The 21,173-nt window shown below is 70.9% G+C and carries 22 protein-coding genes; 8 read left to right on the top strand and 14 right to left on the bottom strand.

Translation table 11 applies throughout. The features are described from left to right. Window positions 1-11: 11 nt before the first annotated feature. The 8 genes from IE241_RS03650 to IE241_RS03615 all read right to left on the bottom strand — a co-directional run bounded on the left by IE241_RS03650 (window position 12) and on the right by IE241_RS03615 (window position 7,239). Window positions 12-194 carry a rubredoxin gene (locus IE241_RS03650; protein WP_373300557.1) on the bottom strand — a complete coding sequence of 61 codons (183 nt, stop codon included), beginning with the start codon at window positions 192-194 and terminating at the stop codon, window positions 12-14. Next, window positions 191-1,054 (bottom strand): alpha/beta fold hydrolase, encoded by an 864-nt coding sequence (locus IE241_RS03645; protein WP_190020076.1) that lies wholly within the window; start codon window positions 1,052-1,054, stop codon window positions 191-193. Before IE241_RS03645 ends, IE241_RS03650 begins: the two co-directional genes overlap by 4 nt. Then, window positions 1,051-2,154: a fatty acid desaturase gene (locus IE241_RS03640; RefSeq protein WP_190020075.1), complete on the bottom strand. Its 1,104-nt coding sequence runs from the start codon at window positions 2,152-2,154 to the stop codon at window positions 1,051-1,053. Before IE241_RS03640 ends, IE241_RS03645 begins: the two co-directional genes overlap by 4 nt. Before the next feature lie 27 nt (window positions 2,155-2,181). After that, entirely contained in the window at window positions 2,182-2,481 is a 300-nt protein-coding gene (locus tag IE241_RS03635; RefSeq protein ID WP_190020074.1) for an acyl carrier protein, read from the bottom strand. Window positions 2,482-2,563: 82 nt separating this feature from the next. Beyond that, window positions 2,564-3,511: an acyl-CoA desaturase gene (locus IE241_RS03630; protein WP_229898721.1), complete on the bottom strand. Its 948-nt coding sequence runs from the start codon at window positions 3,509-3,511 to the stop codon at window positions 2,564-2,566. A 27-nt stretch (window positions 3,512-3,538) separates the two neighbouring features. Then, entirely contained in the window at window positions 3,539-4,513 is a 975-nt protein-coding gene (locus IE241_RS03625; protein ID WP_190020073.1) for an acyl-CoA desaturase, read from the bottom strand. A gap of 12 nt (window positions 4,514-4,525) precedes the next feature. Then, a complete protein-coding gene (locus IE241_RS03620; protein ID WP_229898720.1) occupies window positions 4,526-6,325 on the bottom strand; it encodes a fatty acyl-AMP ligase in 1,800 nt (599 codons plus the stop codon). Window positions 6,326-6,429: 104 nt separating this feature from the next. Continuing rightward, on the bottom strand, window positions 6,430-7,239 hold the full coding sequence (locus IE241_RS03615; protein ID WP_229898719.1) for a thioesterase family protein: 810 nt from the start codon (window positions 7,237-7,239) through the stop codon (window positions 6,430-6,432). 306 nt (window positions 7,240-7,545) lie between these two features. Between IE241_RS03615 and IE241_RS03610 the strand changes: the two genes are divergently transcribed. The 8 genes from IE241_RS03610 (at window position 7,546) to mtnB (ending at window position 14,291) form a co-directional block, all read left to right on the top strand. Then, complete coding sequence (locus IE241_RS03610; protein WP_190020072.1) at window positions 7,546-8,544, top strand: beta-ketoacyl-ACP synthase 3; 999 nt, start codon at window positions 7,546-7,548, stop codon at window positions 8,542-8,544. 178 nt (window positions 8,545-8,722) lie between these two features. Further along, window positions 8,723-9,532 carry a 2OG-Fe dioxygenase family protein gene (locus IE241_RS03605; RefSeq protein WP_190020071.1) on the top strand — a complete coding sequence of 270 codons (810 nt, stop codon included), beginning with the start codon at window positions 8,723-8,725 and terminating at the stop codon, window positions 9,530-9,532. A 151-nt stretch (window positions 9,533-9,683) separates the two neighbouring features. Continuing rightward, window positions 9,684-10,562 (top strand): MetQ/NlpA family ABC transporter substrate-binding protein, encoded by an 879-nt coding sequence (locus IE241_RS03600; RefSeq protein WP_190020070.1) that lies wholly within the window; start codon window positions 9,684-9,686, stop codon window positions 10,560-10,562. A 5-nt stretch (window positions 10,563-10,567) separates the two neighbouring features. Then, the gene (locus tag IE241_RS03595; protein ID WP_229898717.1) at window positions 10,568-11,587 is read left to right on the top strand and encodes a methionine ABC transporter ATP-binding protein; all 1,020 of its coding nucleotides are present in this window, start codon (window positions 10,568-10,570) and stop codon (window positions 11,585-11,587) included. Beyond that, window positions 11,584-12,246 carry a methionine ABC transporter permease gene (locus tag IE241_RS03590; protein WP_190020069.1) on the top strand — a complete coding sequence of 221 codons (663 nt, stop codon included), beginning with the start codon at window positions 11,584-11,586 and terminating at the stop codon, window positions 12,244-12,246. Before IE241_RS03595 ends, IE241_RS03590 begins: the two co-directional genes overlap by 4 nt. A gap of 97 nt (window positions 12,247-12,343) precedes the next feature. Continuing rightward, window positions 12,344-12,925 (top strand): 1,2-dihydroxy-3-keto-5-methylthiopentene dioxygenase, encoded by a 582-nt coding sequence (locus IE241_RS03585; protein WP_190020068.1) that lies wholly within the window; start codon window positions 12,344-12,346, stop codon window positions 12,923-12,925. Next, entirely contained in the window at window positions 12,922-13,662 is a 741-nt protein-coding gene (mtnC, locus tag IE241_RS03580; protein ID WP_190020067.1) for an acireductone synthase, read from the top strand. Before IE241_RS03585 ends, mtnC begins: the two co-directional genes overlap by 4 nt. Beyond that, a complete protein-coding gene (mtnB, locus tag IE241_RS03575; protein WP_190020066.1) occupies window positions 13,659-14,291 on the top strand; it encodes a methylthioribulose 1-phosphate dehydratase in 633 nt (210 codons plus the stop codon). The genes mtnC and mtnB overlap by 4 nt, the downstream gene beginning before the upstream one ends. Before the next feature lie 30 nt (window positions 14,292-14,321). Here mtnB and IE241_RS03570 read toward each other — a convergent pair whose 3' ends face one another. The 6 genes from IE241_RS03570 to IE241_RS03545 form a co-directional block, all read right to left on the bottom strand. After that, window positions 14,322-14,957, bottom strand: a complete 636-nt coding sequence (locus tag IE241_RS03570; RefSeq protein WP_308433618.1) for a trimeric intracellular cation channel family protein — start codon at window positions 14,955-14,957, stop codon at window positions 14,322-14,324. An 88-nt stretch (window positions 14,958-15,045) separates the two neighbouring features. After that, the gene (locus IE241_RS03565; protein ID WP_190020065.1) at window positions 15,046-16,068 is read right to left on the bottom strand and encodes a terpene synthase family protein; all 1,023 of its coding nucleotides are present in this window, start codon (window positions 16,066-16,068) and stop codon (window positions 15,046-15,048) included. Window positions 16,069-16,407: 339 nt separating this feature from the next. Further along, window positions 16,408-17,541, bottom strand: coding sequence for a L,D-transpeptidase family protein (locus tag IE241_RS03560; RefSeq protein ID WP_190020064.1), 1,134 nt, complete (start codon window positions 17,539-17,541; stop codon window positions 16,408-16,410). 240 nt (window positions 17,542-17,781) lie between these two features. Beyond that, window positions 17,782-18,153, bottom strand: a complete 372-nt coding sequence (gene panD / locus IE241_RS03555) for an aspartate 1-decarboxylase (protein ID WP_190020063.1) — start codon at window positions 18,151-18,153, stop codon at window positions 17,782-17,784. A gap of 149 nt (window positions 18,154-18,302) precedes the next feature. After that, window positions 18,303-18,866 carry a PadR family transcriptional regulator gene (locus IE241_RS03550; RefSeq protein ID WP_190020062.1) on the bottom strand — a complete coding sequence of 188 codons (564 nt, stop codon included), beginning with the start codon at window positions 18,864-18,866 and terminating at the stop codon, window positions 18,303-18,305. Between the two features lie 41 nt (window positions 18,867-18,907). Beyond that, the gene (locus IE241_RS03545; RefSeq protein ID WP_190020061.1) at window positions 18,908-20,947 is read right to left on the bottom strand and encodes an NADPH-dependent 2,4-dienoyl-CoA reductase; all 2,040 of its coding nucleotides are present in this window, start codon (window positions 20,945-20,947) and stop codon (window positions 18,908-18,910) included. Window positions 20,948-21,173: the final 226 nt, after the last annotated feature.

The raw sequence follows: 21,173 nt of genomic DNA, 5'->3' as shown, positions 1-21,173 counted from the left end.
TCTACGGCGGTCTACAGCGGTGCCATGACGAAATCGGCCTTGGTCGTCCCGCAGTCCGGGCACTCCCAGTCGTCCGGGATCTCCTCCCAGGGCGTGCCGGGCGCGATCCCCTCCTCCGGCAGTCCCAGGGATTCGTAGTAGACCCAGCCGCAGACGAGGCACATCCATGCCCTTTTCCCGGCGTCTTCGCTCACGGGATGGTCTCTCCAGTTCTCGTTCCGTGTTCGGCGACGAACACGGAGATGGCGCTTTTCACTTCGGGGGACATGAGGATCCCCATGTGGCCCCGGCCCGGGGCCTGCTGGAGCCGTACGTCGCGCAGGCCGGCGGCGATGGCCTCGGCCTCGCAGTACGGCACGACGGGGTCCTCGGGGTCGTGCAGGGCCAGTACGGGGACGTCGAGCTCACGGCCGAGGCCGACGACGTCCCAGTGGCTGACGGGCACCCCGTTGCGGCGGTGCAGTTCGCGGTAGATGCGGTCGACGACGGCGCGCGAGAGCATCAGCTCGCTCCGGGACCACCGCTCCAGCACCGCGGTCAGCGTGCAGGTCGGGGCGACCAGGGCGATGCAGTCGACGTCCGGCCGCTCCTCCAGGGCCACCGCGCCGACGGCGGCGATGGAGCCCAGGGAGTGCGCGACGATCACCTTGGCCCCGCCGAGCGAGTCCAGGGCGGCGCGTACGGCCGCCGTGTACTGCGTCATGGTGGCCTGCGTGCCGCGGTTCACGCCGTGGGCCGGAGCGTCGAACGCGGCCACGCGGTAGCCGAGTTCACGCAGCGGGGCGATCAGCGAGTACATGCTGCTGCTGTCGGCTCCCCAGCCGTGCACGAGGAGTGCGGTGGGCCGGTCGTCGTCGCCCCACAGGTATCCGCCGCTGACGTCGGGGTTGCCCAGGATGTCGAAGCCCCGGGCGCCGAGCGGCAGGACGTTGTCGGGCCGGGTGCCGATGGCCCGGGTCCGGCTGAAGACGTCGGTGGCCCAGCGGCCGCCGGGTCCGGGCGCGAGGGCACCGGCGGCCGCGTGGGCGAGCCTTCTCAGGACGAGGGGCGTCATGACGGCGACTTCACCGTCACCGGCTTGGCGTCCGCCGGGGCGATCGTGGTCCGGTTGAAGTCGGTGTAGAAGCCCGACTCGGTGTCGTAGAAGTGCAGCCGCCGGATGATGGTGCTCAGCTGGCGGAGCTTCACGCGCTCCTCGCGGACCATGCCCGGGTAGGCGTCCTTCAGGGCCCGCTGCGCCTTCTGCAGGTTGTAGAAGGGGACGACCGGGGCGACGTGGTGGGCCGTGTGGATGGAGATGTTGTGCGTGAGGAACAGCAGCCACTTCGGGTACACGAAGTCGGTGGTGACCAGCAGGCGGCTGGCGTTGCGCGTCCAGTGCTCGTTGGTGAGGTACGGGATGTCGCTGGAGCTGTGGTGCATCAGCGTCGTCGCGCTGAACCAGGCGTGGGTCGCGAGCCACGGGGCGACGAAGTAGATCAGGAAGCCCGTGAAGCCGGTGAACCAGATCAGCGGCACGAAGTAGGCGACCATGACGGCCAGGACGAAGAGCATCGACCGGCGGACGTCGCGGCGCGCCTCCCGCTTGGGGAAGTAGCTGGGCCGGAAGCCGGACTCGCGCCAGTAGTTGATGGTGCCGCCCCAGAACGCCCAGGTGCGCGTCCCGTGGTAGATGATCTTCTCGTGCAGCGGCATCCGGTCGTAGAGCGCCGCCGGGACCGGACGCCAGTCGGTGTCCAGCTCCAGGTTGTTGGTGTGGCTGTGGTGCAGGTTGTGCACGTGCCGCCAGGCGTGGAACGGGTAGATCAGCGGCAGCAGCGAGACGTGCCCGATCGCGAAGTTGAACTTGCGCGAGCGGGAGAAGGAGCCGTGCCCGCAGTCGTGCGCGATGCAGTGCAGGCCCCAGCCGCCCAGGCCGGCGACGATCCACAACGGGATCCAGAGCAGCCAGTGGGGTGAGAACGCGATGCCGACGAGGGCACCTATATACAGCACCCAGCTGACGGCGAAGCCGAGCAGGCCGCGGCCCACCTGTGGTTCGAAGTACTCCCTCGGGATGGCCCCCGCGAGCCGTTCGCCCTCGATCTGCTCCGACTTGCGCTTGAAGTCCTCGAACGCCTTGTCCGGAGCGGACGGAAAGTTGTATGCCCCCATCGTCGTGGTGTCCTCTCTCGGCCGGGCTCAGCCGGTCCGGCGGGTCAGCCGGAGTTCCTGGGCCAGATAGCTGCTCAGGTCGTCGATGGTCTGGTGCTCGTAGAGCAGGCCGGGCGAGAGCCGGCGCTCGACGACCTTCTCCAGGGCGCCGGAGACCTGGACGGCGACCCGCGAGTCGAGTCCGTAGGCCTCGAAGGACTTCTGGGTGTCGATGTCGGAGGGCGCGGCCTCGATGCGCTTGGCCAGGTGCTCGACGAGCCACTGGCGCAGGGACTCCTCCGTGAGCGGGCCCTGGATCTGCTGGGCGTCCTTCTTGCGTCCGAACATGATGGTTACGCTCCTGCTGGTGTGCGAGGGTGAAAGCTCTTGCGCTCTTGCGGGTGGAACACTGCTGCGGGGGCAGCTGCGGTCACGCGGCCTGCTTCATGGCGCGCTTGCGCTCGATGGTGGCCTTGTCCGGTTCCCGCAGGTCCCAGACGACGCCGGCCTTGCCCAGGCCGAAGAGGAGCCAGCCGCTCAGATCCGGCTCCCACCAGGTCACGCCGTGGCGGTACGAGCCCGGGAAGGCGTGGTGGTTGTTCTGCAGGCCCTCGCCGAAGGTGAAGGCGGCGACGGGCCAGTTGTTGGCGCTGCGGTCCTTGTTGTCGAAGGGGCGGCTGCCGATCGCATGGCAGATGGAGCCGACGCACCAGGCGGCCTGGTTGGCCACGAAGATGCGGGCGAATCCGCCGAAGACCAGGCCGGTCAGCAGCGACATCGGGGTCTGCTCGACGGCGAAGCCGACGACGGCCGGGATCAGCAGGCCGGTGAGGACCCAGGCCGGGTAGGTGCGGTGGTACCACATCAGCCGGCGGTCGCGCAGGACGTCGGGGGCGAAGACGCTCCACTTCGAGGTCTCGTCGCTGAGCATCCACGGCATGTGCGCGTACCACAGCCCGCGCATCCGGGCCTTGAGGCTCCAGCCGTGCAGGTTGGGCGAGTGGGGGTCGCCCTCGCGGTCGCTGAAGCGGTGGTGGCGGCGGTGCGTGGTGACCCAGAACATCAGCGGGCCCTGGGCCCCCATGGACCCGGTGACCATCATGACGGCCTCGAACGCGGGCGAGGTCTTGAACGCCTTGTGCGAGAGGTAGCGGTGGAAGCCGATGGTGATGCCGCCCATGTGCACGAAGTACATGACGACGAACATGACCAGGTCGGTGGTGGTGTAGTTGCCGGTCCACAGGAACCATGCCGCGACGGCGGTGCCGATCAGGGGCAGCGTCATCGTGGTGAGTGCGGAGAAGCGCTTGATGCGGCGGCTGGCGGGGTCGAGCTTGACGATCGCCGCCGCGAGCGGGTCGGCGGTTGCGGAAGACACGGGGCCGCTCCCTTTCTGCTCGGAGTGCTACTTGGAGTGCTGCTCGGACCGTGCGCGCTTGGGATAGCGGACGTTGGTGACCAGGCCCAGGACGTCCAGCAGCCGGATGAACCCGCCGGCGATGTCGATCTGCCAGAAGGTGTGCCGGTTGTGGGCCAGGGCGGGCTGGGCGTGGTGGTTGTTGTGCCAGGAGCCGCCCACCGAGAAGGGCGCCAGCGTCGCGACGTTGCGGCTGTTGTCCCTGGTGCGGTGGGGGCGGCTGCCCAGCGTGTGCCCGATCGAGTTGACGCTCCAGGTCACGTGGTCGAGGAGAAAGATGCGGGCGAGACCGCCCCAGAGCAGCCCGCCGGCCGCTCCGCGGAGGCTGCCGCCGGTGAGCGCCCAGCCCAGCAGCGCGGGCAGGGCGAGTCCGGCCAGGACCCAGACGAAGTAGTACTCGTTGATCTTCATCACGAGCCGGTTCTTCATCAGGTCCGGGACGTAACGGCTCCAGTTCTGCCGGCGGACGGTGAAGAGCCAGCCGACGTGTCCGTGCCACAGTCCGCGCAGCCGCGGGTACTTGCGCCCGTCCTGCATCGGCCGGGGCGAGTGCGGGTCGCCGTCGCGGTCGGTGAACGCGTGGTGCTGGCGGTGGGTCGCCACCCAGAAGACGACCGGGCCCTGCGCGGCCATGCTGCCGGCGATGCCCCAGAAGGCGGTCACCCCCGGCTTGGCCGCGAAGGACAGGTGCGAGAAGAAGCGGTGGAAGCCGCCTTCGACGCCCAGGGACGTCAGCAGGTACATCCCGATGAGCAGGCCGAGGTCGACCCCGGTGAATCCGTAGTGGTACGCGAAGACGACCGCGCCGGCGAAGCCCGCGGTGGGCACGCCGACCGTGAGGTAGGCCAGCCGGCGGGCCGAGGCGTCGGTGTCGCCGCCCGCGGCCTGCGGGGCGGCGGCCGGGCGGGAGGTGCGCGGGGCACCGGATGCGGCGGCCCCGGGTGACTCAGGCGAAATCGTCATGGTGGGCTCCCGTCACCGCACGGCCTGCGGCATGTCGTCGGCGGCCGGGGCGAGCTTCTTGAGCGTCCCCTGGACATAGGCCTTGCGTGTCGCGTCCCGGCGGACCTTGCCGCTGGTGGTCATGGGGATCGCGCCGACCGGGCCGAAGTGGACGTCGGCGGGCCGGACTCCGTGCTCGGCCGTCACCGCCGCGATCACCGCCTCCAGCACGGCCGCCCCCTCCGCGGCCAGCTGGCGTGCGGTGCCGCGGTACTCGGCGGCGACCACGAGCTCCTCGCCCTGCTCGCCGGGGACGGAGAAGGCGGCGCAGCCGCGCACCTTCTCGTGCGCCTGGCGGACGCTGAGCTCGATGTCCTGCGGGTAGAGGTTGCGGCCGGCGATGACGACGAGGTCCTTGAGGCGCCCGGTGATGAACAGCTCGCCGTCGAGCAGGAATCCGAGGTCGCCCGTGCGCAGGTGGGTCTCCGCTCCGCCGCCGGCCGTGCGCGCCGTGAAGGTCGCGGCGGTGAGCTCCGTACGGCCGAGGTAACCGTGGGCCACGTTGGGGCCGTTCACCCAGATCTCCCCGACCCGGCCTGCGGGGACCGGCAGCAGGGTTTCGGGGTCGACGACGGTCACCTGATGCCCGTCGGCGACGGTTCCGCAGCTGACGATGTGCGCGACCCGGCCGGGCGCCGCGTCCTGACCGGCTGCCGCCTGAGCGTCCCCCGGCTCGAACCGGCGCACGATGCCGTTCTCCAGGGCTTCCTTGTCGAGCAGTTCGGTCCGCAAGGGGGTGCCGGTGGGCTTTCCCGACACGTAGAGCGTCGCCTCGGCCAGGCCGTAGCAGGGAATGAGGGACGTCTCGTCGTAGCCGCGGGGGCCGAATCGCTCGCGGAACCTGTCGAGGGTTACCCTGGATACGGGCTCGGATCCGCAGAACACCTGGCGCAGCGTGCTGAGGTCGAGGGTTTCCAGCTCGTCATCGGTGATACTCGAAGTGCACATGTCGAAAGCGAAGTTGGGCCCGACGGAAATGGTGACCTTGTGGTCGGTGATCGCCTTGAGCCAGCGGTACGGCTGCTGGACGAAGTGCGCCGGCGACATCAGCACCAAGGGCCAGCCGCCGTGCACCGCGAGCATGATCGTGCCCATCAGGCCCATGTCGTGGTAGGGCGGCAGCCAGGTGCAGCCCACGCGGTCGGCCTCGTACCCCATGTTGGCTTCCAGGGCGCGGCAGTTGCTCACCAGGTTCTCGTGGGTGAGCACGATTCCCTTGGGGTCGCCGGTGGAGCCGGAGGTGTACTGCAGCAGGGCCGGTTCGGAAACGGCGTCGGGAATGGTGCCGGCGGGCGCCGGGCCGCCGAAGTACGCGTCGTCGACGAACAGCCATTGCGGCGGGCGCACCGTATCGGGGAGTTCCGCGGTGAATTGCGCGGCGCGCCCCTCCAGCCGCCGGTCGGCGATGATCACATCGGGCGTGCTGTCCACGACGATCGAGGCGAAGCGGGCCACTGCGCGCTTCCCGGTGGGCGGGAAGGACGGCACCGCGGTGGCGCCGGCACGGAATATCCCGAACAGCGCGGCGATGTAGTGCAGACCGGGATCGAGCGCCAGCACCACGCGGCGCCCGGTGAGTTCGCGGTCCAGCAGATCCGCGGCGATACGGCCGGCGTGTTCGTACACCTCGTGGTAAGTCCAGTCGACGGCCTCGTCTCCGGTGCCGTCGGCGAGAAAGCGGAAGGCCGTGCGCCGGGGTCCGGCGGCCCGTTCCCGGAGGATGCCGGGCAGCCCCGGCAATGAGGTACGGGTCCGCCCCGCTATGTGGTCCACAACGCCCCCGTGAAAGTTCAGTTCAGTGAGCGGGCCGCACCCGTGTCACCGGTGCGCGGCCCGCAAAAAAGTGGTGTGCGCCGTACCGTCGGCTGTCGCCCTTGTCAGCCGGTACGGACGATGCGGAGCTGTTGTGCGGAGCCGAGGTGGGCCCCGTCCCTGCCCCAGGCATCGATTTCCTCCTCGACCCAGCCCTCGGCGGTCGCGGAGCGGGTCCGTGCGCGCAGCAGGATCCACGGAGACGACGCCTGCGCGAGCTGCGCGCCGGGCCGGACCGTGAGTTCGACCGTGGGCACCAGCGCCAGCGTCGAGAGCACCGCCGCGTACGACGGAGCCAGCGCGTCCATCAGGAACACAAAACGCAGTGCGTCCGGTGGACGCTCGTCCTCCAGGATCCTGATCCACGCGATGAGTTCGGGCTCGGTGCCGCCCGCGTAGGGACGGTTGGGCCCGACCGGCCGGATCTCCAGGTAGGTGGAAATGGCGACGAATTCGGGCGGAATGACGAAGACGTCGCACTCCTCCGGAGCCGGCGCTTCGGGAGCCGCCGGCGCGAACGGCTGCCAGTCGGCCGGCTGCGGATTCCCGAAGACGGCCGATCCCTCTACGTGAATACCCTTATCGGTGACCGCGCGGCCACCGAGCGTAGTGAGCGTGCGCCCGGCGCGCAGCACCGAGGTCTCCAGCCGGAAATCGTCGCCGATCGGCCGCAGAAAACGCGCCGTTGCGCTCTGCAGCCGGAGGCCGGGTGCCACCTCTCCTGCGGCATCCTGCATCGCCGAAGCCAGAAGCGCCAGCGTCAGGCCGCCGTGAAAGCCGCCGAAGCCGTGCAGATGAGTTCCGGCGGCGATCCCTTCGCCGGAAGGCCGGTCGAGGAGCGCCACCGGGGAAAGCGGTGAAGCGGTACTGGTCATGGCCCCTCCGACCCGTTCGCCGGCCGGGCGGCGGCAGTACGGAAGAGGGACGGAATTCCGTGGTGGTGCTCGGTCCTTGGCAACAAGCCATTCATTGTTCCGAGTTGGATCACACGAGTGACCGTAGAAGGGCGGTGCGTCACCAAGCAAGGAAAAAATTTTGTGACCCGCGTCACGACACAAGTGAATCCCCGGCCCGGAGTGACGTTCGACACGCATACTCTGCGCTGCAGTGGGTTGCGTCGTCCAACCCACCCGGGGATAGTCTCGCCGCCGACACGTCAGAGGTGGCTTGGGGGGGCCTGTATGCGCGCATTGACGCAGCGAACTGCGGTGAACGGCGTCGGAATTCTGGGTATCGGTGCGTACCGCCCGCACCGGGTGGTGGGCAATGAGGAAGTGGCGGCCCGCACCGGCCGGACCGCCGAGTGGATAGAGCGCCGCACCGGCATCGTCGAGCGCCGATATGCCGGAGCGGGCGAATCGGTGACCGATATGGCGGTGGAAGCGGCGCGGAAGGCCGCGGCCGACGCGGGAATCGCGCCCGGAAAGCTGGGGGCCGTCATCCTGGCCTCCATGTCGTATCTGCGGCAGAGCCCGGGGGGTGCCGGGGAGATCGCCGACCGGCTCGGAATACGCGCCGCCGCTTTTGATCTCAACGCCGCCTGCGCAGGGTTCTGTTACGCACTGGCGCTCGCCGCGGCCATGGTGCGCGACGGATCGGCGCAGTACGTGGCGGTCATCGGCTCCGACCGGATGACGGACATCGTCGCACCGGAGGACCCGTCGGCGGCGATCCTCTTCGCGGACGGGGCGGGGGCGGTGGTGGTCGGCCCGCAGGACGACGAGGGGATCGGCCCGGTCGTCTGGGGTTCCGACGGCAGCCGCGCGGGCCTGATCGCGCACGACGCCACCTGGGACGAGTTCCGAGGCGATCCGGAAAAGCCGTGGCCCGTCATGCGGATGGCAGGCCCCGAAGTCTTCCGCTGGGCCATCGAGGAGATGCCGCCGGTCGCCCGGGCGGCCCTCGAAGCGGCCGGGGTCACGCCCGGCGAGCTCGACGCCTTCGTCCCGCACCAGGCCAACCTGCGCATGATCGAGACCATCACCCAGCGGCTGGACCTGCCCGGCAGCGTCGCCGTGGCCCGCGACGTGGCGCACAGCGGCAACACCTCCGCCGCCTCGATCCCGCTCGCCCTGGCGCGCCTGAAGGAGCTGGGTTCCGTCGGCAGCGGCGGCCTCGCACTGCTCCTCGGGTTCGGCGCGGGGCTCACGTGGGGCGCCCAGGTCGTCCGGCTGCCCTGAGCGGTCCCGGCCGCCCGGCCCCTTCCACCGGATCCCTCCCATTGACACCTGCCACCGACATCTGCCTAGGGGAACACACTCGCGGCCGCGCGACCGAACGATGCGTTCCGGCCAGCGCAACCGGCAATCGGCCTACTGTCGAAGCGAAGCGCATCCCCGTACGAAGGCAGGAACCACCATGACCTCCAGCCCGCCGGGCGCACCGGCCCCCCACCTGACCCGCACGCCGCCCGGCACTCCGGGGGCCCAGGCCGGCCCGCCCTTCGTGCACTTCGGCCCGGAGCTGCTCGGGGCCGCCCTCGGCGGGGTTCCGGCAGGCGCCGTCGAGGAGTTCACCGGATCGTGGGACGACCTGCCGGCCGACACCCACCTCGGCACCGGCACCCCGTACCGCTTCCGCCGCTACGGGCTCTTCCGGATCCGCCCCGACCGGCTGGAGCGGCTGCCGCACACCGCGTTCTTCCAGGACAAGTCCGTCAACAAGGTCCACGGCGGAGTGCCTCGCCTGTTCGCCCCGCTCACCGGTGCCGTCGCCGGCGGCGAGGTGCTGCGGACCGTCGTCCACACCCTCCGGCGCCATCTGCCCGGCCCGCGCGCCGGCATGGACACCTGCGGGGTCCATCAGATACGCGTCACGGCCACGACCCGCACCGAGGGTCACCCGGCCCCGGAAGGCGTCCACCAGGACGGGCACTGCTACGTGGCCCAGGTGCTGATCCGGCGCGAGGGCGTCAGCGGCGCGGAGTCCGCTCTGTACGACCTGCGCAGCCGCCCGGTGCACCGGGCCCTGCTCACGGCCCCCCTGGAGACGATCGTCCTCGACGACCGCCGCCTGCTGCACGGCGTCTCCCCCGTCCGGCCCGCGCCGGGCGCGTCGTCCGGGGTGCGGGACATGCTGCTGGTGGACTTCTTCCCCGGCGGCGGGGACGGCCCGGCCGGGGACGGGGACGGATTCACCGACGGCGAGGGCGGCACATTGCCGGGGTGAGTCCCTCCGTCTCGGCTTCTTTTCGTTCCATTGCAGGGACGTGAATCCTGCCTTTATTTCGAAGGAAACGCTCGGTTCCGATCTTACGATCACCGGGAAAGTCCCGCCCCATGGCAGGGATCGTCCCCGTAACTCCTGGAACGAGCCTCCGATGAAGAACACCCCTACCCTCCGCCGTGCCGCGGCGGCCGCCCTGGCCGCCGCGCTCTCCCTCGCCCTGGCCGCCTGCGATCTGTCCGACGCAGCCGGCGCCGACCAGGTGCGGATCGGGGTCAGCGGGGCCGATCCGGAGTGGGACGTCCTCGCCGAGGAGGCGAAGAAGGAGGGAATCGACGTCAAGATCGTCCCCTTCGACGACTACCAGCTGCCCAACAAGGCGCTCGCCGACGGCGACATCGAGCTCAACGCCTTCCAGCACCTGGCGTTCCTCAGTCAGTTCAACGCGCAGAACCACACGGACATCGTGCCGGTCACCTCCACCTCCGTGGCGCCCATGGGCCTGTACTCGCTCAAGCACAAGAAGACGGAGGAGATACCCGACGGCGCGCGCATCGCCATCCCCAACGACCCGTCCAACCAGGGCCGGGCCCTGCTGGTCCTGGAGCAGGCGAAGCTGATCGAGGTCAAGGACAAGGCCGGAATCTACGGCACGCCCGAGGACATCACCGCCAACCCGCGCCATCTGAAGATCACCCCGGTCGACGCCCAGCAGACCCCGCGCAGCCTCAAGGACACCGCGGCCTCCGTCATCAACGCCGGCGTGGCCGAGCAGGCCGGGTACAAGGTCAGCCAGGCGATCTTCCACGACGAACCCGGGAGCGCGGCGGCCCGCCCGTACGTCAACGTCATCGCGGCCCGCGCGAAGGACAAGGACGAGGAGAAGCTGCGGAAGGTCGTCAAGATCTACCGCTCCCCCAAGGTGCAGGAGGCCGTGAAGAAGTCGGCGAACGGCGCCCGCTACACCCTGGACATCCCGGAGGCCGAGCTGGTCGGGGAGCTCGGCCGGCTCACCGGGCAGGGGCGGGGCTGACCGCGGTGATCGAGCTACGCGACGTCACCAAGACGTTCCCGCAGGGCAAGGGCGAAGGCGGCGGGTTGCGCGCCGTGGACCACGTGTCCCTGCACGTGCCGCGCGGCAGCGTCTACGGCATCGTCGGCCACAGCGGCGCGGGCAAGAGCACGCTGCTCCGGCTGATCAACCACCTGGAGGAGCCCACCTCCGGCAGCGTCCTGGTCGGCGGAGCGGACCTCGGGGCCCTCGGCGAGCGGGGGCGGCGGCAGGTGCGCCAGTCCATCGGCATGGTCTTCCAGCAGTTCAATCTCTTCCGCTCGCGCACCGTCCTGGGCAACGTGGCCTATCCGCTCAAGGTCGCCGGGGCCTCGCGCGCCGAAGCGCGCGAACGGGCCGCGGAGGTCCTGCGCTTCGTCGGGCTCGACGGGCACGCCCGCCGCTACCCCGAGCAGCTGTCCGGGGGCCAGCGCCAGCGCGTCGGCATCGCCCGGGCCCTGGCCACCTCGCCCGGCGTACTGCTGTGCGACGAGGCCACCTCCGCGCTGGACCCGCAGACCACCCACGAGGTGCTGGCCCTCCTGGAGCGGGTCAACCGCGAGCTGGGCATCACCATCGTGCTGATCACCCACGAGATGGACGTGGTCCGCTCCTTGTGCGACCGGGTGGCCGTCATGGCCGACGGCAAGGTCGTCGAGAGCGGCGGCGTCTACGAGGTCTTCTCCCGGCCGCAGCACCCCACCACCGAGGCGTTCGTCCGCTCCGCCCTGCACGACCGCCCCGACGGGCCCGCGCTGGAACGGCTGCGCGCCCGTCACGGCGGGCGGCTGGTCACCGTCCCCGTCACCGGGGACGCGGCCGGCGGCCACGAGCTGTCCCGGCTGCTGCGCGAGCACGCGGTCGACTTCACCGTCGCACACGCCGGGGTCGGCGAGGTGCAGAACCGGCCGCTCGGCAGCGTGACCCTCGAACTGCGCGGCGCGGAGGCCGACATCGACGCCGTCGTGGCACGCCTCGGCGGCCTGGAGAAGGCGGGTGCCCGGTGAAAGCCGACTGGAACACCTTCTGGGTCAAGGTCGTCGACGCCACCGGCGAGACGGTCTACATGGTGCTCGTCACCCTGGCGCTGTCGGCGGTGCTCGGCATGGTCGTCGGGCTGGCCCTGTACGCGACGCGCAAGGGCGGCGTCCTGCAGAACCGCGTCGTCTTCGCCGTCCTCAACGCCCTGATCAACGTGGTGCGGCCGGTGCCGTTCATCATCGCCATCGTGGCCCTCTCCCCCGTCACACGCAGCGTCGTGGGCACGATGATCGGCACGGACGCGGCGGTCTTCCCCATGGTGGTGGTGGCCACGTTCGGGGTCGCCCGGATCGTCGAGAGCAATCTGCTCTCCGTCGAGCCCGGGGTCGTCGAGGCTGCGCGGGCCATGGGCGCGAGCCCCTTGCGGATCGTGCTCACGGTGCTCGTGCCGGAGGCGCTGGGGCCGCTGATCCTGGGCTTCACCTTCATGCTCGTCGCCCTCATCGACTTCTCCGCCGTGGCGGGGACGGTGGGCGGCGGCGGAGTGGGCAACCTCGCCATGACGTACGGCTATCTGCGCTTCGACACCTCGGTGATGGTGGTGGCGGTCGCGGTCCTCGTCGTCCTGGTGCAGCTGGCCCAGCTGCTGGGCAACCTGCTGGCGCGCAAGGTGCTGCGCAGGTGAGGCGGGCGGGCGGGGCGTGCCACCTTGGGCGCCCCGCCGCGCCGGGCTACGATCCGAACGGGCGCTTCCTCCCGGCCGATTGGACCCTGGAGTTCCGATGACGCTGCTGACCACCTGGCCGGATGCCGGCCCGGACACCCTCCTCCGGCGCACGGACGACGCCGCCGGGATCGCAGCGGTGCTGGCCCCGGCGGGCGTGCGCTTCGAGCGGTGGCCCGTGCGCAGCGGCGTGCCGGCCGGTGCGCCCGCCGGATCCGTGCTCGCCGCGTACGCCCCCGAGGTCGGCCGGCTCACGGCCGAGGAGGGCTTCGCCACCGTGGACGTGGCCGCGCTGCACCCCGACGGCTCCCCCGGCTGGGCGGCGAAGGCCGCGGCCGCGCGGGAGAGGTTCCTGGCCGAGCACACGCACGAGGACGACGAGGTCCGCTTCTTCGTGGCCGGGGCCGGGGTGTTCTACCTGCATGTGGACGGCCTGGTGCACGCGGTGCGCTGCGAGCGGGGCGACCTGCTGGGCGTGCCGCGCGGCACCCGGCACTGGTTCGACATGGGGACGGTCCCGTCCTTCACGGCGATCCGTTTCTTCCACGGGCCGGACGGCTGGGCCGCCTCCTTCACCGGCAGCGGCATCGCCTCCCGCTTCCCCTCCTTCGACGAACTGCGCGCCGGGCGGGCGGCATGAGCCTGCGGTTCGCGGCGGACTGCGTGGTCCTGGACATCGAGGGCACGACGAGCGCGACCGGCTTCGTCGTGGACGTGCTCTACCCGTACTCGCGCAGCCGGTTCGGCTCCCTGCTCACCGAGCGGGCCGCCGAGCCCGCGGTCCGGCGCGCCGCCGAGCAGGTCCGCACGCTCCTGGGGGAGCCGGATGCGGGCGCCCCGCGCATCGTGCAGGCCCTCAACGCCTGGCTGGACGAGGACCGCAAGGCCACGCCGCTGAAGACCCTGCAGGGCATCGTGTGGTCGGAGGGGTTCGCCCGCGGCGAGCTGGTCTCGCACTTCTACGAGGACGTGGTGCCCGCGCTGCGGCGGTGGCGTGCGGGCGGGGTGCGGCTGCACGTGTACTCGTCCGGGTCGGTGGCGGCGCAGCGCGCGTGGTTCGGGCACAGCGCGCAGGGCGATCTGCTGCCGCTGGTGGACGGGTTGTACGACACGGAGAACGCCGGGCCGAAGCAGTCGCCGGGCTCGTACCGGGCCATCTCCGAGGCCATCGGCGCGCCGCCGGAGAGGACCCTGTTCCTCTCCGACCGGCCCGCGGAGCTGGATGCGGCGCGGACGGCGGGCTGGCTCACGGCCGGCGTGCGGCGCCCGGGCGAGCCGTATTACACGCAGGGCACGGGCGGGCATCCGGAGGCGGGGTCGTTCGCCGGCATCGAGGTCGCGCGGGCGGGGAACGGCCGGGCGGGGAACGGACCGTGACCGGCGCCGGCGAGGACGTCCTCGACCTGGAGGAGGCGGGCGCGGTGCTGGCCGCGGAAGCCGCCCGCTTCGCGTCGTTCGGCTGGATGCGCGGCACTTCGGGGAACCTGTCGGTGGTCACCGGCCGCGGGCCGCTGCGCCTGGCGGTCACGGCGAGCGGTCTCGACAAGGGCGAGCTGACGGCCGCCGACGTGGTGCTGGTCGACGGCGAGGGCGCGGCCGTGCGGGGCGGCAGGCCGTCGGCGGAGGCGGCACTGCACGCGCGGGTGGTCCGGCTGACGGGCGCGGGCGCGGTCGTGCACGTCCACACGGTGGCGTCGGTGGCGATGAGCCGCCGCCGTCCGGGGGGCATCGTGCTGAAGGACCTGGAGATGCTGAAGGGGATCGGGCTGCCGGCCCACGGCCGGGAGGCCGTCCTGCCGGTGATCGGCAACAGCCAGGACATGCGCGTGCTGGGCGACCGCCTGGAGGCCGCGCGCGAGCCGGGGATGCCCGCGGTGGTCGTGGCCGGGCACGGTCTGTACGTGTGGGGTGCGGATCCGCGCGAGGCGCGGCACCGCACCGAGGTCGTGGAGTGGCTGCTGGAGTTGGAGCTCCTGGAGGGGCCGGGTCCGGCCGGCGCCCGCTGAGCGCTGCGAGGCCTACGAGTCCTCCGGGTCCTACGAGTCGTCCGCCCGCGGACGCCCCGCGAGCCGGGGCAGGTGCAGGCCGAAGTGCAGCGCCCCGATGCGCGCCGCGAACACCGTCGAGGCGGCCACGACGGCCGCGGTCGTGGGCCCGGTGCCGAGGCGGTCCAGGAGCAGGTAGCAGACCGCGCCGAGCAGCGCCGCGGTGGCGTAGACCTCTTCGCGGAGCAGCAGCGGCGGGAACTCCCCGCACAGCACGTCGCGGACGACCTCTCCGGTCACGCCGGTGACGACGGCGAGGAGGACGGCTGCGAACGGAGTGACTCCGGCGTCGAGCGCGGCCCGTGCGCCGATCACGGTGACGACGGCGAGGCCGACGGCGTCGACGGTCATCAGGGAGCGGCGCGGCAGTTCGCGGTGGTGCAGGAAGAACATGGTCGCCACGGCCGTGACGGCGATGACGGTGAGCAGGACCCGGTCGTGGGTCCAGTACAGCGGGTGCCGGTCGAGGATCAGGTCGCGCAGGGTGCCGCCGGAGACAGCGGCGGCGAAGGCGAGGACGAGCCCGCCGAAGGGGTCGAGGCGGGCGCGGTGGGCGGCGAGCACGCCGCTGGCCGCGAAGGCGGCGATCCCGGCGAGGTAGAGCAGGTGCAGCATCCTTCCAGGCAAGCAGCCGCGGCTCCCCCGCCGCCTCGGCCGATCGGCCGGAGCCGCCTCGGCCGAAGGGACGAGTGCCCCCGGCCGTGGCGCGCCGCCCTCACTCGGCGGTCCGGGCGACCACGTCCTCTATCCGCGGGGAGCGGTTGACGTGCAGGACGCCGATCTCGCTGTAGCGGCCGGTGTCGTTGCTCCAGTCGAGGTTCCCGCGCATGCAGGCGCGGTTGGCGTCGAGGAAGAGCCGGGTGTTCTCGCGCTGTCCGGGGGTGAGGCCGAAGACCTCGCAGAGCCGGTCGGCCTCGGCCTCCAGCTGCAGGAAGCGGGTGGTGCGGCGGCGGATCATGCGCTGGACGTGGACGATCGCCTCCGCGCGGCTGCACCCGTGCTCCAGGCCGAGCAGCAGGACGGCGTTGTTGACCTCGCCGTTGGCCAGGTCCTTCTCCAGGGAGTGGAGGTCGTTGGTGAGGGTGACGACCTCGGCGGTGATGGCCCGGGCCTCCAGGACGCACATGCTCTGATGGATCTCGGGGGGCGCCTCGAAGTGCCCGCAGCGCTCGGAGACGTCCACGACGACCTCGCTGCCGATGCCGAGGCGGCGCAGCTTCATGTACGGGTCCATGCCGAGGACGGTGCCGCTCCTGCGGTTGACGGCCTCGGAGACGTAGGTGAGGAAGTACTCCTCCCAGTGCCGTACGGCGCGGGCCCGCCAGGCGGCCGACATGCCCAGCTGGGCCTGGAACCACAGCTCCGTCCAGACGCGCGCGAGCGGGAAGGAGGGGGTGGTGCCGGCCGAGCCGGGTTCCTGGCGGGCGAGGGCCGCCATCTCGTGGCAGATCTCGTAGGTGGCGGCGGGGTCCTCGCCCAAGCCGCTGTCGAAGAGATCGTCGAAAAAGAAGAAGAAGCTCTGTACGGCGAGGCCGAACGTCAGGTCGTTGACGCCGACGCCGGGCAGGAAGCCGGCGGCCAGCCGCTCGATGCGCCAGGTGCGGTACCGCTCGACGTTCTGCGGGCTGCTGAGCAGACCGGCGGAGACCAGCCAGTGTTCGTTCCGTGCCCGCGCCACCTCCACGTAGGGGTTCAGCCGCTTGGGGAAAGGAATGTCCAGGGCGATGTCCTGTGGCATCGAGGCCAGCCTCCTTCAGGGCCGTGCTGAGCCGATCTCGATCCTTCCGCGGTTCGGGCCCGGCCTGCACGGAGCATCCGCTCCGCCCTCTGCATTCCCGGGCGGGCCTGGCAGAGTGCTGCCCTCTTGGCACAGCCATTAAAACGACAACCATATGTTCCATGGGTGCATTGGGGCCGTCGGGCGCACTGGCCGCCCCTTGCATAGGACAGCGGCCTCAGTCCACGCGCCACGCGCCCCGCCGCCCAGGTCAGAGCAGTGCGGGGCGCACTCGTCACGAGCGCGCCCCGCATGCTCACGGACGGCCGGAAAGCGCCCCCGCCCACCGGACCCCCGGCATCACTTCAAGGCGCTGCGCTTCTGCCACTGCTCCCAGCTCTCCTGCCAGACCTCCAGGCCGTTGCCGGGGTCGGTGACCTTGGTGCTGGTGGTGTTCTTGACCTCGACGGTGGAGCCGATGGAGAGGAAGTCGTAGGCCCTCTTCGCGTCGGAGGTGGTCATGCCGAAGCAGCCGTGGCTGTTGTTCTCCACGCCGATGGACTGGTTCCAGGGAGCCGAGTGCAGGAAGGTGCCGGAGGCGGTCAGGTGGGTGACCCACTTGGAGTCGAGCATCCACTCGTTGCCGTGGCCGATGGTCGCGGAGTCCATGGTCTCGTCGGCGTTCTTGCTGCGGACGGTGTGGATGCCGCCGCGGGTCGGGTCCACGGGGGAGCCGGCGGAGCCCTTGATGGTGCCGACGGCCTTGCCGTCCTCGAACATCGTGAGGGTGTGCGAGGGGACGTCGATGACGGCCTTGTGGTCGGCGCCTATGGAGAAGTCCCAGGCGTAGTTCTTCGCGAACCAGCCGCCCTCGCCGGAGTCCACGCCCGCCAGCAGGCCCTTGACGTTCACCTTGGTCCCGGAGGGCCAGAAGGTCTTGGGGCGCCAGTCGATGCGGTCCTGGCCGGACCAGTCCTTGACCCAGCCCCAGGCGCCCTCGACCTTGGGCGTCGTGGTGACGGTGAGGGACTTCTCGATGTCGGCGCGCTTGCTCTTGTCCACCGGGTGGTCGAAGAGGATCGACACGGGCATGCCGGTGCCCACGGTCTGGCCGTTGCCGGGGGTGTTGGTGAGCTTGTTGACGCTCGGCGCGGCCGCGGTGGTGAAGGTGGCCGTCGAGGAGGCCTCCTTGCCCTTGCCCTCCTTGCCGCCCTTCGCCTTGGAGCGCACGGTGTAGGTGTTCTGCGGCCCGACCTTGCCGTCGGCGGTCCAGGTGGCGCCGTCGTCGGCGAGCTTCCCGGTGACCTTCTCGCCCTTGGCGTCCTTGACCTCGACCTCGGTCAGCTTCCCGCCGTCGGCCTTGACCGATATCTGCGAGCCCAGCTTGACGTCCTTGCCGTCGCCGGGGGTGACGGTGATCTTCGGCTCGGGCCCGGCATCCATATCGGCCCCGCCCGAGCCGCCCGAGCAGGCGGTGAGCACCAGGGAACCCATGAGAGCGGCGGATGCCCACAGGGCGGAGCGACGACCCGGTCCGACGTGCACGGTGAGACGACCTTTCTGGCTTTCTGCGCGTTTTTTCCTTCGCTCGTACAGATGATCCACACGCTTGTACGGTTGCAGGGAGAAAGGAACTTTTGCGCATCGAAAGCCGGACGCCCGGCGTCCGCTCACGGGCGGCATCTCCCGAGCGGCTGCCGGGCGTCGATGGAACGCCGGATTCCGGTGCCGGCGTCAGACCGACGGGTCGTCGCCGACGCTGATCGCCTTGTTCTCGCCGTCGACGAAGACCACGCGCGGCTTGAGCTCGCGGGCCTCGGCGTCCCCGACCGACGCGTAGGCGATGATGATCACGATGTCGCCGGGGGCGACCAGCCGGGCGGCGGCACCGTTGATGCAGACGACGCCCGAGCCCCGCTCGCCCTCGATCACGTACGTCTCGAGCCGCGAGCCGTTGTTCACGTCGACGATGTGCACCTGCTCGCCGGGCAGCAGGTCGGCCTGCTCCATCAGTACGGGGTCGAGCGTCAGCGAGCCTATGTAGTTCAGGTCGGCGCCGGTGACCGTCGCGCGGTGGATCTTGGACTTGAGCATGGTACGCATCATGGAGAACTCCTGAAATGTCTGCTCCCTGCCTGCTTTATGCAGGTCAAGGGCGGTCACCGCACCCTACAACGACGGGCGGAAGGCGGTGCTCCACCCCTCCGGCTTGAAGCTCCCAGCTCCGTCTCAAATAAGTGAAACCAGCGGGTAGTTCACTGTCTGCGTTTCCGCTCCTTCTCCTCATTCCGCTCCCCGAGCGCCGTGAGCGTCTCGGCGAGCCACTCGGTCCAGAAGGTCTCCAGGCCGATGCCGCCGCGCAGCACCGCATGGCGCAGCCGGTCCTCCTCGCCGTCGCGCTCCGGCGGGAAGTCGCGCTCCTCGATCGCCCGGTACTCCGCGAGCTGGCTCCGGTGCAGGTCCAGGTGGCGCCGGAGCTCCTCCTCCAGGCCGCCCGTGCCCACGACGGCCGCCGCGCGCAGGCGCAGCAGAAGCGGGTCGCGAACGGGCCGGGGGGCGTCGCTCCCGGAGACCCAGGCGGTGAGCGCGTCGCGGCCCGCGGGCAGCACCTCGTACTCCTTCTTCTGCCCGCGGGCGGGGGCGCCGGCGGGCAGCGCGCGGATCAGGCCGTCCTGTTCGAGCTTTCCCAGCTCCCGGTAGATCTGCTGGTGCGTGGCGGACCAGAAGTAGCCGATCGACTTGTCGAAGCGGCGGGCGAGCTCCAGCCCCGAGGAGGGCTTTTCGAGGAGCGCGGTGAGGATCGCGTGCGGGAGGGACATGCCCGCATCCTATGGAGCGGGCCCCTGCTGCGGTCTCCCCGTCAGAGTGCGGCCGCGAGCTCGGTGCCCTGGCGGACGGCCCGCTTGGCGTCGAGTTCGGCGGCCACGTCCGCGCCGCCGATGACGTGGACGGACTGCCCGGCCGCGCGCAGCTCCTCGTACAGCTCGCGTCGCGGCTCCTGTCCGGTGCAGAGCACCACCGTGTCGACCGGCAGGACGGTGGACGCGCCGTCGACGGTGATGTGCAGCCCGTCGTCGTCGATGCGGTCGTACGTGACGCCGGCGACCATGGTCACGCCGCGGTGCTTGAGTTCGGTGCGGTGGATCCAGCCGGTGGTCTTGCCCAGCCCCGCGCCGACCTTGGTGGCCTTGCGCTGGAGCAGGTGCACGGTGCGCGGCGGCTTCGGGCGGCGGGCCTCGCCGAGCCCGCCGGGTGCGCGGTAGCCGGTGTCGACGCCCCAGTGGCGGAAGTACGTCGCGGCGTCGAGGCTCGCGTCGTCGCCGCTGTCGGTGAGGTACCCGGCGATGTCGAAGCCGATGCCGCCCGCGCCGATGACGGCCACGTGCTCGCCGACCTCGGCGCCGTCGCGCAGGACGTCGAGGTAGCCGACGACGCTGGGGTGGTCCGTGCCGGGGATCTCCGGGGTGCGGGGGGTGACGCCGGTGGCCAGGACGATGTCGTCGTAGGCGCCGGCCGTGAGGTCGGCGGCGGTGACGGGGGTGTTCAGGCGGACGTCCACGCCGTGCAGGGCGAGCTGGGTGCGGAAGTAGCGCAGGGTCTCGCCGAACTCCTCCTTGCCCGGGACCCGCTTGGCGACGTTGAGCTGGCCGCCGATCTCCGCGGCGGCGTCGTAGAGCGTCACGGCGTGGCCGCGCTCGGCCGCCGAGACCGCGAAGGCGAGCCCGGCCGGTCCCGCGCCGACGACGCCGATGCGCTTGCGGCGCCGGGTGGGCGCAAGGACGAGCTCGGTCTCGTGGCAGGCGCGCGGGTTGACCAGGCAGGAGGTGATCTTGCCGCTGAAGGTGTGGTCGAGGCAGGCCTGGTTGCAGCCGATGCAGGTGTTGATCGCGTCCGCCCTGTTCGCGCGGGCCTTGGCGACGAAGTCCGGGTCGGCGAGGAAGGGGCGGGCCAGCGACACGAGGTCGGCGTGACCGTCGGCGAGCAGCTGCTCGGCGATCTCGGGGGTGTTGATGCGGTTGGTGGTGACCAGGGGGATGGAGACGGACCCCATGACCTTCTTCGTCACCCAGGCGTACGCGCCGCGCGGCACGGACGTGGCGATGGTCGGGATGCGGGCCTCGTGCCAGCCGATGCCGGTGTTGATGATCGTGGCGCCGGCCGCCTCGATCTCCTTGGCGAGGGTGATCACCTCCTCCAGCGAGGAGCCGCCGGGCACGAGGTCGAGCATCGAGAGCCGGTAGATCAGGATGAAGGCGGGGCCGAGGCGCTCACGGGTGCGCCGGACGATCTCCAGGGGGAAGCGGATCCGGTTCTCGTACGAGCCGCCCCAGCGGTCGGTGCGCCGGTTGGTCCCGGCCGCGATGAACTCGTTGATCAGATAGCCCTCGGAGCCCATGATCTCGACGCCGTCGTAGCCGGCGTCCCGGGCGAGCTCCGCGGTCCGCACGAAGTCCTCGACGGTCGCCTCGACCTCGTCTTCGGTGAGGGCGTGCGGGACGTACGGGCTGATGGGCGCCTGCACGGCGCTGGGCGCCACCAGGTCGGGGTGGTGGGCGTACCGGCCGAAGTGGAGGATCTGCAGGGCGATCCGGCCGCCCTCGCGGTGCACGGCCTCGGTCACGGCCCGGTGCTCCTCGGCCTCGGCGGCCGTGGCCAGCCTGGCCCCGCCCGCCCACGGCCGCCCCCGGTCGTTGGGGGCGATGCCGCCGGTGACGATCAGCCCGGCTCCGCCCCGGGCCCGGGCGGCGTAGAAGGCCGCCATCCGTTCGAAGCCCCGCTCGGCCTCCTCCAGCCCGACGTGCATGGACCCCATGATCACGCGATTGGGCAGCGTGAGGAAGCCGAGGTCGAGGGGGCGCAGGAGGTGCGGATACGGGGTGGCCTGGCTGGACGGGCTCATCGGGGACCTTCCTCGCGGTGTCGTCCCCTCCAGTTCTAGAACACCCGACCCCCTTTTGCAACAAGTTGCATAACAGCCTGCATGAAAATCTCATGGAAATGTGCATCAAGTGGAACATTTCAAGATCAACTACAACTTTACCAACTCTTGGTGTAGTTGACCCAATCTATGCACCAGCCTCTAGATCAACACCGGAACCACCGGTTCCACCAAGCAAGTTGAGAGG

The sequence above is a fragment of the Streptomyces hiroshimensis genome, assembly GCF_014650335.1.
Classification (GTDB): Bacteria; Actinomycetota; Actinomycetes; order Streptomycetales; family Streptomycetaceae; genus Streptomyces; species Streptomyces hiroshimensis.
The sequence above is the reverse complement of the archived record's forward strand: the minus strand, read 5'-3'. Positions and strand labels throughout refer to the sequence as shown.